The organism is Caulobacter sp. AVps16, assembly GCF_058681455.1.
Map to the genome: position 1 here is coordinate 1145653 of NZ_CM178739.1, position 16414 is coordinate 1162066.

Here is a 16414-nt window from a genome sequence, read left to right on the forward strand (position 1 = left end):
GCCCGTTTAAAGGTCGAACGGTGTCGGTGCCGCACCGATCACGCCGGTCAGTTTGCCGGGGGCCTGGGCCAGGCGCTCGTCATTTACCTGGAAGAAGCCCGACAACGAAAACAACTTCAGACCGCCCGACTCGGCCAGGGGTTCGGCGGCGACGCCGCTGGGGCTCAGCGCCTCGACGATCGCGGCGGCGCTCTTGGGCGAATCAGTGACCCAGAAGGTCTGGTCGCCGCCCGTGGGCTCGACCTCGACCTCGGCGACGGCGAGGGCGGCCTGAGGACCCCAACGGTTGAGGCAGGGCAGGGCCGCGAACACCTTCAGCTTCGGCTCGGCCAGCAGTCTTCCCCACCAGTTGCTGTCGGGGGTCAGCGCCAGCACCCCGACGCCCCAGGGCGTTTTGGCTGCGCCCAGCACATCCTTGGCCTCGGGCAGGACCTGCAGGCGCGGGGCGGTTCCGAACCTCAGGCGCGTCAATTCGACGGTGCGGGTCGGATCCTTGCCGCCCCAGACGGCCAGATGATAGGGGCCCTGTCGCGAAAGATTGTCGCTCATGATCTCGCGCCAGATCCGGATGACCAGCGCGTCATTGGCGGCACTGCGGGGCGCGGCCAGCAGCCTGCGGATGATCAGGGCCTCGCGGCCGGGGCGCAGGCCAAACCCGGTGTCGCCCGCCGCCCTTTTGGCCGCCGCTACCGAACCAGCCAGCGACGCCCGCTCGTCCAGCAGCTTCAAAAGCTCGCCATCAATGGCGTCGAGTCGCCATCGGACTTCCTCAAGAGACGGAGGCGCTTTGGCCGCGTCGGTACCCATGTTTATCCCCGAAATTGGAGGGCGGACCATAGTCCTTGCCGCCGCTGGCGCAATAGGTGGCGTTCACGGCAAGAAACTTGCGCGGCTCAAGGGTCAGAAGATGCGCGGAGATGGCCCTGTGTCGAGGCTTCCGAGGCGGGTGCGGCCATCCTGCAGGATCAGGCTGGCCTCGATGATCGGCTCGCGGCCAAGGGCCTGGGCGGCTGCGGCGAGGATCTGTTCCGGCGTCCGGGCGGTCCTGGGGTCGACCCGCTCCTTGAGCACGACCTCCAGCTTGCCCTGCAGCCGGCCAGCGGCGTCGACGGTCAGGGCACCGGACTTCGCTGTGCCTTCGGCTTCGCCGGCGGTAATCTTGGCATTCTCCATGGTGATCGCGCCGCCGCTGGTGCTCCATTTCCCCACCGCGTCGGTCCAGTTGCCGCCCCTCAGGGCCGAGACCTTGGAAAGACGGGCGTCGAGGATCATGCTGGCGGTGTTTTCCTGGGCGATCCGGCCGAGCAGGCCCGTGAAATTGACCCGTGCTCCATCCGCCTTGAACAGAATGGCGGCCTGATCATCGGGGCCGGGGCGGAGGTGCAACTGCAGGGTCTCGACCGAGCGTAGCGGAAAGGGCGCGGCCTCCGGGGCGGTTGAGAAGACCAGGCCGGCACCTTCGACGGAAATCCGGGGCGGATACGCCTTCAGTCCTGCCAGGCTGGCGCGCAGGGCCTGACCGCCGATGGCCACGTCGCCGCCGTCGGGGCGGGTCAGGAGGGCTCCGCGCGGGGCCGTGGCCACCCAGTGGTCCAGACCATAAATCATCGCTTCGGCCTTGAGCTCAGGCAGACGCAGCGCCCAGCCGGAGGGCTCGGCGACCCGGGCATCAGCCAGGTTCACGTCGAGACGGAACGGGAAGCCGGAAAAGGTGCGGGCGCTCCAGGACAGGTCATAGCCGCGGGACTTCAGTGAGGCCGCCGCCACGTCCATCCGCTGCTCGGCCTGGGTGCGCAGCCAGAACCAGCCGACACACCAGGCCGCCGCAAAGACCAGCGTGATGATGAAAGGCGCAAACAGACCCCGTCGGCGGACTTTGCGAGGGGGCGCGGCGTCGGTATGGGTCATGAATGCGTGCGTCCAGTCGGGATTGAAGATGAGCGTCGAGAGCGGAGACCGTTGGGTGTTCGGATACGGATCGCTCATGTGGCGTCCCGGATTTCCATTTGTAGAGCGAAGGCGCGCGGTTCTCCACGGCCGTCGTCGCGCCTTCTGCATCTATTCGGTCCATCACCGGGGCACCTATGAGCGCCCGGGGCTGGTTCTGGGCCTCGCGCCCGGCGGTTCAGTGCGCGGCGCGGCCTATCGGGTGGCGGCGGCGCAGTGGGATGAGGTCTACGGCTATCTGCGCGAGCGCGAGCAGCCGACCGAGACCTATTTCGAGGCCTGGAGCGATCTGAAGATCGACGGCGAGGCAGCGAAGATCTCCTCGCTGGTCTTCCTGTCGGACATGAAGCACAGCCAATGGGCGGGCGCGCTCAGCCTGGAACAGCAGGCCGAGCTGATCGCGGGGGCCAGGGGGGTGTCGGGGCGCAACATCGACTATCTCAGCGACCTCGTCGGCCACCTGCGCGAGGACGGCGTGCGCGATCACGCGATGGAGACGCTGCTCAAACTGGTCGAGGCGCGGGAGGGGGCCTAAATCCCTTCGTCCTCGAGGGCCTTGGTCGCGGTGTCGATGCGGGTCTGCAGTTCGCGCATGAACTCGCCGCGCTTCAGGCCGGCGGGGATCGGCGGCAGGTATTCGAAGACGATCGTGCCGGGCTTGACCAGGAAGCTCTTGCCCCAGTGGACGCCGCAGTTGAGCGCCAAGGGTGTAACCGGCAGGTCGAGCTCGCGATAGAGGGCGGCGATGCCGGGCTTGTAGTCGCCGGGAACGCCGACCGCGCCGCGGGTGCCTTCAGGGAAGATCACCACCTGGCGAACCTCCTTCATCTTCTCCAGCGTATCGCGGACCAGCTTTTTCAGGGCCGCCGAGTGACCGGCGCGGTCGACGACGACCATGCCGGCCTTCAGGCCGTGCCAGCCGAACAGCGGTACGTTCAGCAGTTCCTTCTTCATCACGAAACAGGCGTCGGGCAGCAGGCCAAACTGGCTGAAGACGTCGAACATCGACTGGTGCTTGGCAGCGACCAGCGCAGGCCCGGTCGGCAGGTATTCGCGTCCCCGCACCTCGACCTTGACGTCGGCCACCCAGCGCAGGCCAAAAAACAGGCCTTTGGACCAGAAGGTCAGGGCGGCGACGGCAAAGCGACGCGGCAAGGGAAGAAGGGCCACCATCCAGGTTGCCGTGAAAACAGACCAGACCCAGAAATAGAGCTGAAACAGAAACGAACGCAGGTAGATCAAGACGCTTTCCCCGCCGGCGAACCGGCCTCTTCCTTCGGTCCCAGGCCCAGGAACGCTTCGCGTGCCAGGATCGCCAGGTACTTGCAGTATTCCACGACCATCCGGCGTGTGGTGGCGTTCTGCTTCCACCAGCGATGGGCGTCCAGTCCCTCAGTGGCGACTGGATAGGGATAAAGCACAGTGTCGGGCAGGGTTGCGCGCAGTTCCAGCATGGCGCGCGGCATATGATAGTCGGCTGTGACCACAATTAGGCTGTGATAGCCCTTGGCCCTGGCCCATTCGGCCGTCTCCCGGGCATTGCCGACGGTATTGGCGGCGGCGAAGCCGAGGTCGACACAGCAGTCATAGATCGGCTTGACGGCCTTGGTGACGTTGAGGACGTCTTCGCGTGTGGCTTCGCGGTTGACCCCGGAGATCAGCAACCGCTTGCCCTTGCCGGCTTCCAGAAGTTTCGTGGCCGCTTCCAGGCGGATGTTCGAAGCCCCGGTCAGGACGACCACCCCATCAGCCACCGGAGGCTCCTTTGCGGGGGTCGACTGCTCGACCCGACCGGAAAAGGCCAGAAGTCCAACGGCCCAGATCATGCCCAGGATCAAGAGTGCGGCGAGGCTCTTCACGGCATGCTCCTCAAGAGCCGCAAGGCGGCGACGCGGGCAGTAAGGCCCGCAACCAGGGCTGCGATCAGCGGGCAGGGCAAGGGAGCCAGAAGATCGATCCAGGCCAGGGGCAGGATCGGTGCCAGTCCTGAACCTCCGCCCAGGGTCCGGATCGCCGCCCCGATGATGGTCGCCCCGGCTCCGCCCAGCAAGCCCGCGATCGCGGCCATCACGGCAAAACGCCACTGAAACAGTCCGGCGATGAACCGGGCTTCGGCCCCGGAAAGGTGCAGCACCTCGATAACGTCCGCCCTGGCGGTCAGGCCCGCCCGCGTGGCGAAGGCTATGACCGAGGCCGCAGCCGCCGCAATCAGCGCAAAGACCCCGAGGGCCGCCCAGCGCGCCAGGCCGGCACTGCGCTCGATATCGGCGATCCAGCGGCTGTGATCGTCGACTGATGCGTCAACACCCGCCGCTTTCAGGGCCTGATCCAGCGCCGTGGCGGTGGCGGGGAGCGTCGGATCGAGGTCCAGGGTCACCAGGCGCGGCGTCGGAAGATCGTCGACCAGGGCCTCCTTGCCGATCCAGGGAATGAGCAATTCCTCTGCCTTGTCTCTGGAAAGGGCTCGCGCCTCGATGACCCCCTTGACCCCGGCCAGGGCCTCGGCAGCGCGGGCGGCAGCGGAGTCAGGTGTTTCATTGGGACGGGCCCGAACGACGACGGTCGCTGAACCCGTGAGCTGGTGGGTCCAGCCTTCGGCGGCACGATTGGCGGCCAGGGCGGCCAGGGCCGTCAGGCAGGCCAGAAAGCAGAGGACCGCAACGACAAAGACCAGCGAGCCGTCGCGGGCATCACGCGGCGGGAGCAGGGGACCGGGCCGCCAGCGCTGAACCTGGAAGACCTCGCTCATCGGTCGCCTCCCTCGACCAGCCGGCCCTGCTCCAGATGCAGGGTCGGGCGGCCGGCGCGGGCCACCACCTCTTCATCATGGGTCGCGATCAGGACCGTCGTACCCAGCCGGTTGAGCTCGACGAACAGGCGAAGGAGCCGCAGGGACATGGCAGGATCGACATTGCCGGTGGGTTCGTCCGCCAGCAGGACATCGGGACGATCGACCACGGCGCGGGCAATGGCCAGGCGCTGCTTCTCGCCGCCCGAGAGCGTGGCGGGCAGGGCGTGCATCCGCTCGCCGAGGCCGACCCAGGTCAGGAGCTCGCCGACGTCGTCGCGATAGGTCGCCGGTTTGCGTTGCTGGATCCGCAGGGGCAGGGCGGCATTGTCGAACACCGACAGGTGCTCCAGAAGCTTGAATTCCTGGAAAACCACGCCGATCCGGCGTCGCAGGAACGGCAGGTCTCCTGGCGGCAAACGGCTCACATCGCGCCCGAACAGCTCCACGCGACCCCGTGACGCACGATGGGCCAGATAGATCAGTTTGAGCAGGGAGCTCTTGCCCGCCCCGGAAGCCCCGGTCAGGAAGTGAAACGACCCGGGGGCCAGGGAAAAGCCAATGTCCCTCAGGGTTTCGGGCGCGCGTCCGTAGCGCATCGACACGCCTTCGAAGCGAACAACGGGAAGGGCGTCATCGCCCTGATCTGCCTCGATCCGCAATGAGGTTTCGCCGGGCTTTCTGGACATCAGGGACAAAATCGGCGACCCCATTTGTTAGTGCGGGGAGCCTACGATTCGCGGCCATGATACTGACCTGTCCGGAGTGCGCCAGCCGCTATTTCGTCGATGACTCCAAGGTCGGTGCGGCTGGTCGTGTCGTGCGCTGCGCCTCCTGTGGCCATCGCTGGACCGCGCGCAACGAAGAGCCGACAGACCTGTTCGACGAGCCCGCGACCTCTACCCTCGCGGGCGATCCGATGTCGGTTCCTCTGGACCCGGTCGCCGAAGCAGACGTCCCTGAGCCCGAGCCTGAACCGCCGGTCAGCGCCCTGCCGGGTGAGGAATTGCCCAAGGTGTTCCGGGCGCGCGCCGACGCCGAGCGCCGTTTGCGTGAAGCCACGACCACTGGCGTGGTCTGGGCCGGTATGGCGGCCGCCATGGCCTCCATGGTCATTGGGGCTCTGATTTTCCGCATCGACATGGTGCGACTGTGGCCGGCGACCGCTGGAGCCTATGCCAGTGTCGGACTGCCGGTGAACACCGTCGGTCTGGTGATCGAGAACATCAAGGCCGAGCCTTCGCTGGAAAACGGCCATGCCGCCGTGACCATCACCGGCATCATGCGCAACATCACCGACCATACTGTGGTGGCACCGCCCTTGCGGGTTGAACTGCGCAACGCCAAGGACAAGCGTGTGGCCGGTCGCATCGCCGCCGCCGCCGATCCGAAGATCCCGCCCAGCGAGATCCGTCACTTCGCGATCACCATTCTTGACCCGCCCCGCACGGCCAAGGATTTGGTTATCGACTTCGCCGTTGAGCCGGGCGCGGCCAAGGCGGTCAAGGCGGCGCTTAAGGCCCCTGCCGCTCATGCCGACCCGGAACTCGCCCTGCGCGGAACTCAAGAGGCTCCCGCCGAGGCAGTTGCGGCTGGACACGACCCCTCGGGACATGAGACCGGAGCCGAAACAGCTCCTCCCTCCGACTCTCACGAACCTGCGCATCATGAATGACACCGCCCAGCCCGAAGTCCTGATTTCGGAAGCCGAGATCGCCGAGCGCGTTCAGGCCCTCGCCAATGCCATTGCGCCGCGCATCGATGATGACACTGTCGCTGTCTGTCTGCTGACCGGTGGCCTGTGGTTTGCTGCCGATCTCACCCGCGCACTTTGGCGGGCGGGTCGCAATGTCCGCTTCGATGCCCTCTGGCTCGCCTCCTATCATGACGAACGCAAGAGTACCGGTCGCTGCGAGGTTCGCGCTGACCTGCAGCGCCCGCTGGTCGGCCGTCGCGCCCTGGTCGTTGATGACGTGTTCGACAGCGGGCTGTCGCTCAGTGAGGCCTCGCGCCTTGTGAAGGACGCCGGTGCCAGTGAAGTCCTGACGGCTGTCTTTGCCCGCAAGCCCTGGCCGACCGATCGCGGCATGGAGCCCGATTTCGTGGCCTGGGAAGCGCCTGCGCGCTATCTGGTTGGCTACGGACTCGACGATGAAGGCAAAAGCCGGGGCCTTCCATATATCGGTGCCCTGGACTGATGATTCAGGACGCGATGGGTGCCCATTGACACTGATCGCCGGCTCTTCTTAATCAAGGCGGCGGAAACGCAGCTCATGCGGACAGAGCGACTTTGTCTGTTGCAGATGAACTCTACCGGTCTGACGGGTCTTTACGGCTCGGAGTTCATGAGTTGTGCGAGGCAGTTTTCCTGGTCCAGAATTTTCATTCTGTAGCCAGCGCCATCTAGCATTATCAGTAATTCAGCGAATTTTAGACCTATTCTATGAATTCCGTCTATGTGTTTGTGTTCAAACATGATCTGGCGCGGTTTTGTCCTGGCGAATGGAAACTGAGACAGAATGACGGCATCATGACCTTCTGTATCTGTCACTAGAAATTTTACTTTTCCTATGTCGAATCTCGCAAACAGAGATTCAAATGTATCAGCGTGAACGGAAATTTTTTGGAATTTTTGTTCAAATTCCGAGTTGTGCAATACAGCATGACTTGGGTTTAGAGAGCCGAGCTGATCGCCTGTTTCATCTACTTCATTTGCAGACTCGAGCGGAGCGTAGAATTCAACTTCGCCCTCGACGCCAGCAATGACCGAATTGTGCAGAATGATATTCGGGTTGCCGGAGTAGCGAGCCTTCAATTTTTCAAAGAGCCACGGTACCGGCTCGATAAGAAGCGCTTTGCCCTGTTGGCAAGCCTTGGCCACCAATTGTTGTGTCTTCGAACCGTCGTGGGCACCCACCAGTATCAGTGATAGATCCATAAGATTTGTCTCAAATCAGATCAGATTTTCAATATAAAGAAAGCGAACCCAAATACAGATACGCTGAAAGATTGAGATGTTCAGCGCGTTGCAAATCTCAGCGCATTTCAAATCAAGGTCAAGGCAGAAGGGTGTGGATTGACCAGATGCAGCAGCTCGCCCTCGCCATGGCCGCGAAGGGCCTGGCCTTTACACCCAGTCCGGCACCAGATCCCGTGCCAGCATCGCGTCATAGGTCGGACGCGCCCGGATCACGGCGAACCGATTGCCATCGACCAGAACTTCGGGCACCAGCGGACGGGTATTGTACTCGCTGGCCATGGCCGCCCCATAGGCCCCCGCCGACATGAAGGCCACCAGGTCGCCTGCTGCCAGCGGCGGCATGGGCCGATCCCGTGTAAAGGTGTCGCCCGTTTCGCAGACCGGGCCGACCACGTCATAGACCGCCTCGCCGTCGCGCTTCACAAGCGGGCGGATGTCGTGGAAGGCGTCGTACATGGCCGGGCGCACCAGATCGTTCATGGCCGCATCGATGACCAGGAACTTGCGCCCTTCCGGACGTTCGTGGACGTGGATCACTTCCGAGACCAGCACCCCGGCATTGGCGGCGATCACACGACCGGGCTCGAAGGCCAGCCTGACCGGCAAGCCCGCCGTGACCTCGCCGACCATGGTCGCAAAATCGGCGGGGGAGGGCGGCTCTGGATGGTTGAAATAGGGCACGCCCAGACCGCCGCCCAGGTCGAGCCGCTCCACCGACAGGCCTTCGGCCAGAAGTTGCTCGACCAGGCCGCGCATCTTGCTGAAGGCGGCGCGCATGGGGGCCAGGTCGGTGATCTGGCTGCCGATATGGCAGGCCACGCCGATCGGCTCGAGCGCGGCATTGTTGCTGGCATTGGCATAGAGGCGCGCGGCTTCGGCGAACGAGACGCCGAACTTGTTTTCGGCCTTGCCGGTGGCGATCTTGGCGTGACCACCGGCGGCGACGTCCGGATTGACCCGGAAGGCCACCTTTGCGCGGACGCCCAGTTCGGCAGCGACCTCGGCGATCAGGTTCAGCTCGGGTTCGGATTCGACATTGATCTCGGCAACGCCGACCTGAAGGGCAAACTGGATCTCGCGTCGGGCCTTGCCGACGCCAGAGAAGACAATGCGATCCGCCGGAATACCGGCAGCCAGGGCGCGACGGACCTCGCCCTCCGAGACCGTGTCGGCCCCAGCACCGAGATCGCCCAGCACCTTCAGGACCGCCACGTTGGAGTTGGCCTTCACAGCATAGGCGATCAGGGGGGAGGCGACTCCGGCCAGTTCAAGAGCGTCGCGGAACACCGTGAAGTGCCGCTCCAGGGTGGCGCGGGAATAGACATAGACCGGTGTGCCAACCTCGGCGGCGATGTGCGCCAGGGGGACGCCCTCGCAGGCCAAACCCTCGGGGCCGTATTCGAAGTGGTTCACGGGACTTGAAGCTCTCTCATCACGAGCCCTTTCATCATCCGATCATCACGGCAAAGGCCGGGACCCGGAGACATCCAGAGCATCAGCAGGGCTTCATCTGGATCCCGGCCTTCGCCGGGATGCCGGCGATTGTGGGCTGGGTCGATGAAGTGCGGTGCTTGCCGTCAGTTGGGCGTGGCGCCGGGAAAGCCGGCTGCCGACGGACCGCCGAACGGGTTGGGTGCCGTACCGGCCAGCGGGGCAGCGCGCACCGTACGATTGCTGGAGGCCGGGTCGAGGATTTCCTGGGACCCGCCGACGCGGGCAGGCTGATTGGCTGTGCCAGAGGCGGCGCGGCGTTCGGCTTCCCAAGCGGCCTTTTTCTGCGCGTCCCACATCGGGGCCGGGCGTTCCAGTTCTGCCTGTTTGCCACAACCCGAAAGCATCGGGCCGGCCAGGCTGAGCGCGGCGAGGGTCAGAAGAGCGAGGGGGCGCAGGGTCATCCGAGCAGTTCCTTCCAACGCGCAATCTGGGCGCGGACCTGGGCGGGAGCGGTCCCGCCATAGCTGATACGGCTGGCCGCGGAGGCGGCCGGGGTGAGGACGGCATAGACCTCGGCGGTGATCCTGGGCTCGATCGCCTGGAACTGCTCCAGGGACAGGTCCGCCAGATCCACGCCAAGGGCCTCGGCTGTCTTCACGGCCGAACCTGTCACGTGGTGAGCGTCGCGGAAAGGCATGTTCAGCGTCCGCACCAGCCAATCGGCCAGATCCGTGGCCGTCGAGAAGCCGGCACCGGCGGCGGCGGCCATCTTGTCGGTATTGGGTGTAAGGTCGGCGATCATGCCGGCCATGGCCAGCAGGCTCAGTTCCAGGGCATCGAAGGCCTCGAAGGTCGGGACCTTGTCTTCCTGCATGTCCTTGGAATAGGCCAGAGGCAGGCCTTTCATCACGACCGTCAGGGTGGTCAGGGAGCCGAGGATGCGGCCGACCTTGGCGCGGATCAGCTCGGCGGCATCGGGGTTCTTCTTCTGCGGCATGATCGAGCTGCCGGTCGTGAAGGCGTCGGTCAGCTTGATGAAGCCGAACATCGGCGTGGTCCACAGCACGATCTCTTCGGCCAGGCGCGACAGGTGCGTGGCGGTAATCGAGGCGGCAGACAGGGCTTCCAGGGCGAAGTCGCGGGCCGAGACGCTATCCAGCGAATTGGCGGTCGGACGGTCGAAGTCGAGGGCTGCGGCCGTGGCGTGTCGGTCGATCGGGAAGGGCGAGCCGGCCAGGGCCGCCGCGCCCAGTGGACACTCGTTCATGCGGGCCCGGGCATCGCGGAAGCGCGAGGCATCACGGCCGAACATCTCGACATAGGCCATCAGGTGATGGCCAAAGGTCACGGGCTGGGCGGGTTGCAGGTGGGTGAAGCCCGGCATCAGGGCGTCGGCATGGGCCTCGGCCTGGGCGAGCAGGGCGCGCTGCAGGGCGTCCAACTGGGCTGCAGAGCGGTCGCAGGCCTCACGGACCCACAGCCGGAAATCCAGCGCCACCTGGTCATTGCGCGAACGCGCCGTGTGCAGTCGACCGGCAGTCGGGCCGATCAGCTCACGCAGGCGCGCCTCGATATTCATGTGAATGTCTTCGTACTCGTCCCGGAACGGGAAGGTCCCGGTCAGCAGCTCGTCCTCGATCCTGGCCAGGCCTTCGAGGATTTCCTCGCCGTCGCTACTTGCAATCACCCCTTGGCTGATCAACATCCGGGCATGGGCGCGGGAGCCCGCCAGATCCTGCGCCCAGAGGCGCTTGTCGAAGCCGATGCTGACATTGATCGCCTGCATCAGTTCCGCCGGCCTGGCCGAGAACCTGCCGCCCCACATGGCTTGACCCATTCCGCCGCCGGCGGTCTCGGGTTTTTTGGAGGCGTTGTCGGTCATATGAGCGAAATCCAGTCGGGCGAGAACGGAACGGGCGCGGCCAAGCGCAATCCGCTGAAGTGGGCGATCGGCGCCGCCATGCTCGTCGGCGTCGCGGCGGTTCTATACGTCATCGTCGCCGCTTCGTTCAAACCCTCAGGGCCGGCCAATCTCAGTGAATTCAAGCGGGCCTCGCTGGCCAAGCTGGATGTCCCGGCCTCGCCGCGGGCCGCGCCCGGCACAACCTTCTTCGATGAGGCCGGAAAGCCGGTCACCCTTGCCGATTTCAAGGGCCAGGTGGTGGTGATGAACCTCTGGGCGACCTGGTGCGCACCCTGCAAGAAAGAGATGCCGACCCTGGCCAAGCTGGCGGCTGTCTATGCCACCCAGCCCTTCAAGGTGCTGCCGGTCAGTGTTGATCGCGATGCCGATCTCAACCTCGCCCAGGCCGAGATGGCGGCCAATCCACCGCTGAAGCTCTATCGCGATCCGTCCTACAGGATGTCATTCGAGATGCAGCCACGGGCGGCCGGCTATCCGACCACGGTGGTCTATGACAAACAGGGCCGCGAGCGGGCGCGTCTGTCGGGCGATGCTGACTGGTCCAGCCCCGAAGCCCGCGGCCTGGTCGAGAAACTGCTGGCTGAGCGCTAGGCCATGGTTATCCATCCCGTCGATCCCGTCATTCTGGAGCTAATTGCCGATCGCGCCTGGCCGGCCCGCGAACGGTCCAGGCTCGGGGGCTGGCGGCTCAATGCGACCTCAGGATGGTCGATGCGGTCCAATGCCTGCTGGCCGCTGGAGGAGCCTGATCGTGACGTCGAGGCTGCGCTCGATGTGGTCGAGGCCTGGTTTGGTGCGCGGGGACTGCCGCCGCGTTTCAAGCTCACTGAGGGGGCCACGGCACCGGCAGACCTACCCCAGAGGCTGGCACGGCGAGGCTATCAGGCTTGCAAGCAGACCCTGGTCCTGACGGGCAGCACTGCGGGTCAACCGGACCGCGCTGTGCGACTGTCGGACCGGCCGGATGCCGGGTTTGAGGCGGTGTTCACTGCGTCTGCGGCCGGCAATGTCGCAGACGCGCGGGAGCGACTGGAGACCCTGTCGCGCATACCGGCACCGGCCCGTTTTGCCAGTCTGGATCTTGGCGGCCAGACGGCCGCGCTCGGTGCGTGCGCGGTCGAGGGGTCATGGGTTGGCCTCTTCGGCATGAGGACGGCCCCTGAGCAGCGCCGCAAGGGTCTGGCGCGGCGCGTGTTCGCCACCCTTCTGGCTGAGGCGGCGCAACTGGGGGCAAGCCACGCCTATCTGCAGGTCGAGGCCGATAACGCTCCGGCCCTGGCCCTTTATGGCTCTGAAGGCTTTCAGCCCGCCTATGCCTATCAGTACTGGGTACTCTAAAGGCCCATGTCGTGGCGTAGGGCCGCAGCGGTGACGCCCGAGGCCCGAAGATCGCGAAGGCTCTGGGCCTTGTCGCGCTTGGCATAGCGCTTTCCATCCGGACCGGTCAGGAGTCGGTGATGGCGATAGGTCGGCGTCGGCAGGCCCAGAAGGGCCTGGAGCAGGCGCTGCACATGTGCCGCCTCGAAAAGGTCCTCGCCGCGAATGACATCGCTGACGCCCTGCAGGGCATCGTCCACCACGACAGCGAGATGATAGGCTACGCCGACATCCTTTCGGGCGAGGACGATGTCGCCCGCCCGGTCAGGGCAGGCGCGGATCCAGCCCTGCTCGCCGGCGGGGCCGGCCCCGGCCTCGAAAAAGGTCAGGGGCTCTAGACCACTCAGGGCCTCGGCCGCAGCTTCTAGGCTCAGCCGCCACGCAAAGGGTTCGCCGCGCTCCAGGCGTGCCTCCTCCTCAGACCGGGGCAGGGGAGCGCCCCGGAACGGCACCTGATGCTCATGTGGGGCCCGCCCGATGTCGAGTTCCCGGCGGGTGCGAAAGCAGCGATAGATGAGGCCGCGCTGGCGGAGATCCTCAAGGGCGGCGTGGTAGGTCGCCATGTGCTCGGACTGGCGGCGGACGGGTTCTTCCCAGGTCAGGCCCAGCCAGGCCAGATCGTCCAGGATCGCTGCCTCATAGTCTGGTCGACAGCGGGTGGCGTCGATGTCCTCGATCCGCAGCAGAAACCTGCCGGACCTCGCGCGGGCGGCTTCAAAAGCAGTCAGGGCCGAATAGGCATGGCCGCGATGGAGGTAGCCGGTGGGCGATGGCGCGAACCGGGTGACGAAGCCCAAGGGCCTAGGCCTTGTCGAACTTCGCGAACATGCCGAGGTGCTCCAGAACGCCCCGCAGGAAGGCCTCCTCGCCGCCGAGCAGTTCTTTCAGGGGGGCAAACTGCTTGAAGCTGGTCATCTCGGCCAGGCCATGGCCGGCGCACCAGGCGGCGATCGTGGCCAGTTCGAGGTCGATGTCGCTGTACTGGCCGTCGGACTGGGCTGAGATCGAATCCCGCACCTGGCAATAGGCCCCTTCCTCCTTCATCTGGTCCGGAAGGGCGTCCTTGTCGCGCGAGCAGTCATACATGACCCGGTAGAGTGCCGGATTTTCGCGGGCAAACTGCACATAGGTGACGCCGATATTGGTCATGCCCTGCCGAGCGTCCTTGGCCGCGGCGCGTGACTCGGTCAGGGCGGCGTCAAGGGCCACCCAGCCCTCATGGGCCACCGCTTCGAGCAGTTCGCCCTTGTCCTTGAAGTGGTGATAGGGCGCTGCAGGGCTGACACCCGCTTCCCGGGCCACGGCCCGCAGGGACAGGGCCGCCGGCCCTTCTTTTTCGAGAATTCGCCGCGCAGCATCGACCAGAGCTCGGCTCAGGTCGCCATGGTGGTACGGACGGGATTCGTTGGCTGCGCTGGTCATCGTCCTACTCTAACGCCTGATTTCCTAAATTTCATCCAAACGATGTCAAGATTATCTTGACGGCGTTTAGATCGGTGCTATCTAAGCATTGTCCAGATTGGACAGGCCCGGACCGGCAAGCGGTTGGGCCCAGCAAAAACAGAAGGATCTGCACCATGCTCCGTTCGCTTAACGCCTTTGAAAACGCCGTCGACCGCCTGGCTGGTGGCTATTTCCTGGTTCTCGCTCTGGCGCTCGCCGGCTCTGTCGCAGGCATCGTTCTCTAAGCGACTCTTATCCGTGAACGGCGGAGCTGGGCCTGTCAGGACCGCTCCGCCATCGCGACCCCGCCTATCACGCCTGTCGGCCCTTGAATCCCCCTGGGTCGGGCGCTAGCACGGAGAGCCGATGCGCCTGGGACTTCAGGCCCGCGCCGGGACTGAACCGCCGGTCTTCGGATTCCCAGCTGATGTCGATGAACTTCCAGAGTGTCCGCCGATGAGCGTCGCCTTCACCAAGGAAGGCGACAGCGAGGCCTTCGCCGCCGACCTGCTGGATCGGCCGATCTCACCCAATCCCAACCTGGTGACTGCCAGAGGTCTTGCCCAGCTTGACGCCAGTCTGGCTGCCGCCCGCGCTGCCTATAGCGCCGCCCAGGCCACGGGAGGCGTGGCTGAGGATCGCACGGCCATGGCTCGGGCGACGCGAGACCTGCGCTACTTTGCGGCCCGGCGAGCCAGCGCCCAACTGACCGAACCGACCGGTCCGGCCGATGTGGTCCATTTTGGCCAGGCGGTGACCTTTGAGCGCGAAGATGGCCGCCGCCAGACCTTCCGCATCGTCGGCGAGGACGAAGCCGATCCTGCAGGGGGTTCGGTCTCCTATGTTTCTCCCCTGGCCAGGGCCCTGTTGGGCAAGACGGTCGGCGACACCGCCATGGTGGCGGGTGGTGAAGTCGAGATCATCTCGGTCTCCTAGCAAGGATCGGGTTGCAGGCCTTGCGGGGCGATGGTCTGTCCATGGCCATGTCTGTCGATCCGTCGCCCACGCCTGACCAGATTAAGGTCGCTCGCGCCCACCTGGCGGCTGTTGACCCGGCCCTTGCGGCCATTGACGCCGTGACCCCCTCGTTTGCCTGGCGATCAGCCGAGCCTGGCTTTGCCGGACTTCTGAAGCTGATTGTCTACCAGCAGGTGTCCCTGGCTTCGGCCGCCTCGATCTGGCGCCGGGTCGAGGCCGGACTGGGAGAGATTACGGCTCCGGCCATTCTGGCGCTTGAGGACCTCGATCTGCAGGGACTGGGACTTTCCCGGCCCAAGGTGCGCTATGCGCGCGCCATAGCCGAGGCCCAGGTGACAGGACTTTGCGACCTCAACGCCCTGCGCAATTTGCCGGATGATGAGGCCGCCGCCGCTCTGATGGCCGTCAAGGGTATCGGCCGCTGGACCGCCGAGACCTATCTGATGTTCTGCGAAGGCCGGCTGGACATGTTTCCGGGGGGCGACGTCGCCTTGCAGGAAGCCATGCGCTGGGCCGACCGTGCCGAGGTCCGCCCGAACGAGAAACAGGCCTATGCCAGGGCTGAAGCCTGGAAGCCGTATCGCGGAGTCGCGGCCCATTTGCTCTGGCGCTGCTACGGCGCGGTCAAAATGGGCGAAATTCCGCCAATCTGATCGCTATCCGCCAGATGTCTTGGTTCCGTCGCGGAGTTGGATCATCCTTTCGGTGCGTTCGGGAATGAATGGCGATTCCCTTTGAATGCGTAGGAAGGAGGCCCGTCTTCAGTCCGATCGCGTATCCGCTTTTCAGGAGTCTCTCAGGCTCCAGAGGGAGATCCTGATGCAGGTCCTCTCCCGACCGCCGTCAGGCATGCCGGCCCTTGTGCTGAATGCCGACTATCGGCCTCTCAGCTATTATCCCCTGTCACTCTGGCCTTGGCAGGATGTGATCAAGGCGGTGTTTCTTGAGCGTGTCGAGGTCGTGTCGACCTATGATCACGTCGTTCATTCGCCGTCCTTCGAGATGAAACTGCCCAGTGTCGTGTCGCTGAAGCAGTATGTCCCGCAGGACCGGCCGCCGGCCTTCACGCGCTTCAACCTGTTCCTGCGCGACGCCTTCAGCTGTCAGTATTGCGCGTCACCGGATGACCTGACCTTCGACCATGTCATACCCCGCTCGCGCGGCGGCAGGACGACCTGGGAGAATATCGTCACCGCCTGCGCACCCTGCAATCTGCGCAAGGGCGGGCGGACGCCGCGAGAGGCGGGAATGCTGCCGTTCCATTCGGCGCGACGACCCAGCATGCACGAACTCCAGGATCGCGGCCGCCGCTTCCCGCCGGGCCACCTGCACGCCAGCTGGCTCGATTATCTCTACTGGGACATAGAACTGGAGGCTTGAGGGGCTTGTCAGGTTGCCTGGACATTGAAAAGCTTGTGCTTTTCGGCCTCATGGGTGGTGGTGGTTCTCGGCAGTTACCTGATGCGTGGTGACCAAATGTTGACCCGTGGTGACCAAAGAGCTTGGCGGCTATGGCTATCGATAGGGACGGGGTGCGCATCGC

Annotated in this window: 21 protein-coding genes; 9 read left to right on the forward strand and 12 right to left on the reverse strand. The window is 65.0% G+C overall.

Annotated features, from left to right (window positions below):
* Positions 1 to 6 precede the first annotated feature (6 nt).
* Positions 7 to 807 carry a chorismate mutase gene (locus ACW17U_RS05490; RefSeq protein ID WP_492055147.1) on the reverse strand — a complete coding sequence of 267 codons (801 nt, stop codon included), beginning with the start codon at positions 805 to 807 and terminating at the stop codon, positions 7 to 9.
* A gap of 93 nt (positions 808 to 900) precedes the next feature.
* Complete coding sequence (locus tag ACW17U_RS05495; protein ID WP_492055148.1) at positions 901 to 1986, reverse strand: DUF2125 domain-containing protein; 1086 nt, start codon at positions 1984 to 1986, stop codon at positions 901 to 903.
* Here ACW17U_RS05495 and ACW17U_RS05500 point away from each other — a divergent pair.
* Entirely contained in the window at positions 1937 to 2482 is a 546-nt protein-coding gene (locus ACW17U_RS05500) for a gamma-glutamylcyclotransferase (protein ID WP_492055149.1), read from the forward strand. The two genes, ACW17U_RS05495 and ACW17U_RS05500, sit on opposite strands and share 50 nt — an antisense overlap.
* Here the strand turns inward: ACW17U_RS05500 and ACW17U_RS05505 are convergent.
* The 4 genes from ACW17U_RS05505 to ftsE are packed head-to-tail and all read right to left on the reverse strand — an operon-like array spanning position 2479 to position 5397.
* Positions 2479 to 3189, reverse strand: coding sequence for a lysophospholipid acyltransferase family protein (locus tag ACW17U_RS05505; RefSeq protein WP_062147144.1), 711 nt, complete (start codon positions 3187 to 3189; stop codon positions 2479 to 2481). The genes ACW17U_RS05500 and ACW17U_RS05505 overlap by 4 nt on opposite strands.
* Positions 3186 to 3806 carry a YdcF family protein gene (locus ACW17U_RS05510; protein WP_062147142.1) on the reverse strand — a complete coding sequence of 207 codons (621 nt, stop codon included), beginning with the start codon at positions 3804 to 3806 and terminating at the stop codon, positions 3186 to 3188. The genes ACW17U_RS05505 and ACW17U_RS05510 overlap by 4 nt, the downstream gene beginning before the upstream one ends.
* Positions 3803 to 4696: a cell division protein FtsX gene (locus tag ACW17U_RS05515; protein WP_492055150.1), complete on the reverse strand. Its 894-nt coding sequence runs from the start codon at positions 4694 to 4696 to the stop codon at positions 3803 to 3805. Before ACW17U_RS05515 ends, ACW17U_RS05510 begins: the two co-directional genes overlap by 4 nt.
* Positions 4693 to 5397, reverse strand: coding sequence for a cell division ATP-binding protein FtsE (gene ftsE / locus ACW17U_RS05520; protein WP_166504344.1), 705 nt, complete (start codon positions 5395 to 5397; stop codon positions 4693 to 4695). Before ftsE ends, ACW17U_RS05515 begins: the two co-directional genes overlap by 4 nt.
* An 83-nt stretch (positions 5398 to 5480) precedes the next feature.
* Between ftsE and ACW17U_RS05525 the strand changes: the two genes are divergently transcribed.
* On the forward strand, positions 5481 to 6410 hold the full coding sequence (locus ACW17U_RS05525) for an MJ0042-type zinc finger domain-containing protein (protein ID WP_492055151.1): 930 nt from the start codon (positions 5481 to 5483) through the stop codon (positions 6408 to 6410).
* Positions 6349 to 6933 carry a phosphoribosyltransferase gene (locus ACW17U_RS05530; RefSeq protein WP_166504215.1) on the forward strand — a complete coding sequence of 195 codons (585 nt, stop codon included), beginning with the start codon at positions 6349 to 6351 and terminating at the stop codon, positions 6931 to 6933. The genes ACW17U_RS05525 and ACW17U_RS05530 overlap by 62 nt, the downstream gene beginning before the upstream one ends.
* Before the next feature lie 131 nt (positions 6934 to 7064).
* On the opposite strand, the gene ACW17U_RS05535 is transcribed toward ACW17U_RS05530, so the two are convergent.
* The 4 genes from ACW17U_RS05535 to argH all read right to left on the reverse strand — a co-directional run bounded on the left by ACW17U_RS05535 (position 7065) and on the right by argH (position 11031).
* Positions 7065 to 7673: an FkbM family methyltransferase gene (locus ACW17U_RS05535; protein ID WP_492055152.1), complete on the reverse strand. Its 609-nt coding sequence runs from the start codon at positions 7671 to 7673 to the stop codon at positions 7065 to 7067.
* A 189-nt stretch (positions 7674 to 7862) separates the two neighbouring features.
* Positions 7863 to 9128, reverse strand: a complete 1266-nt coding sequence (gene lysA, locus ACW17U_RS05540) for a diaminopimelate decarboxylase (RefSeq protein ID WP_492055153.1) — start codon at positions 9126 to 9128, stop codon at positions 7863 to 7865.
* 164 nt (positions 9129 to 9292) lie between these two features.
* The gene (locus ACW17U_RS05545; RefSeq protein WP_236849454.1) at positions 9293 to 9610 is read right to left on the reverse strand and encodes a hypothetical protein; all 318 of its coding nucleotides are present in this window, start codon (positions 9608 to 9610) and stop codon (positions 9293 to 9295) included.
* Positions 9607 to 11031: an argininosuccinate lyase gene (argH, locus tag ACW17U_RS05550; RefSeq protein ID WP_492055154.1), complete on the reverse strand. Its 1425-nt coding sequence runs from the start codon at positions 11029 to 11031 to the stop codon at positions 9607 to 9609. The genes ACW17U_RS05545 and argH overlap by 4 nt, the downstream gene beginning before the upstream one ends.
* Here argH and ACW17U_RS05555 point away from each other — a divergent pair, their 5' ends adjacent.
* The gene (locus ACW17U_RS05555; protein WP_492055155.1) at positions 11032 to 11664 is read left to right on the forward strand and encodes a TlpA family protein disulfide reductase; all 633 of its coding nucleotides are present in this window, start codon (positions 11032 to 11034) and stop codon (positions 11662 to 11664) included. It abuts the gene before it with no gap.
* Between the two features lie 3 nt (positions 11665 to 11667).
* Positions 11668 to 12411: a GNAT family N-acetyltransferase gene (locus ACW17U_RS05560; protein WP_492055156.1), complete on the forward strand. Its 744-nt coding sequence runs from the start codon at positions 11668 to 11670 to the stop codon at positions 12409 to 12411.
* Here the strand turns inward: ACW17U_RS05560 and gluQRS are convergent.
* Both gluQRS and ACW17U_RS05570 read right to left on the reverse strand, forming a co-directional pair.
* Positions 12408 to 13247 (reverse strand): tRNA glutamyl-Q(34) synthetase GluQRS, encoded by an 840-nt coding sequence (gene gluQRS / locus ACW17U_RS05565; RefSeq protein WP_492055157.1) that lies wholly within the window; start codon positions 13245 to 13247, stop codon positions 12408 to 12410. The two genes, ACW17U_RS05560 and gluQRS, sit on opposite strands and share 4 nt — an antisense overlap.
* A gap of 4 nt (positions 13248 to 13251) precedes the next feature.
* Positions 13252 to 13872 carry a TetR/AcrR family transcriptional regulator gene (locus tag ACW17U_RS05570; protein ID WP_492055158.1) on the reverse strand — a complete coding sequence of 207 codons (621 nt, stop codon included), beginning with the start codon at positions 13870 to 13872 and terminating at the stop codon, positions 13252 to 13254.
* A 155-nt stretch (positions 13873 to 14027) separates the two neighbouring features.
* Between ACW17U_RS05570 and ACW17U_RS05575 the strand changes: the two genes are divergently transcribed.
* From ACW17U_RS05575 to ACW17U_RS05590, 4 genes are all read left to right on the forward strand, one after another.
* The gene (locus ACW17U_RS05575) at positions 14028 to 14138 is read left to right on the forward strand and encodes a hypothetical protein (RefSeq protein ID WP_236849452.1); all 111 of its coding nucleotides are present in this window, start codon (positions 14028 to 14030) and stop codon (positions 14136 to 14138) included.
* 211 nt (positions 14139 to 14349) lie between these two features.
* Positions 14350 to 14829 carry a transcription elongation factor GreA gene (gene greA / locus ACW17U_RS05580; RefSeq protein WP_492055159.1) on the forward strand — a complete coding sequence of 160 codons (480 nt, stop codon included), beginning with the start codon at positions 14350 to 14352 and terminating at the stop codon, positions 14827 to 14829.
* Positions 14830 to 14870: 41 nt separating this feature from the next.
* Positions 14871 to 15524: a DNA-3-methyladenine glycosylase family protein gene (locus tag ACW17U_RS05585; protein ID WP_492055160.1), complete on the forward strand. Its 654-nt coding sequence runs from the start codon at positions 14871 to 14873 to the stop codon at positions 15522 to 15524.
* A gap of 163 nt (positions 15525 to 15687) precedes the next feature.
* Positions 15688 to 16251, forward strand: coding sequence for an HNH endonuclease (locus ACW17U_RS05590; protein ID WP_492055694.1), 564 nt, complete (start codon positions 15688 to 15690; stop codon positions 16249 to 16251).
* The last annotated feature ends 163 nt before the right edge of the window (positions 16252 to 16414 follow it).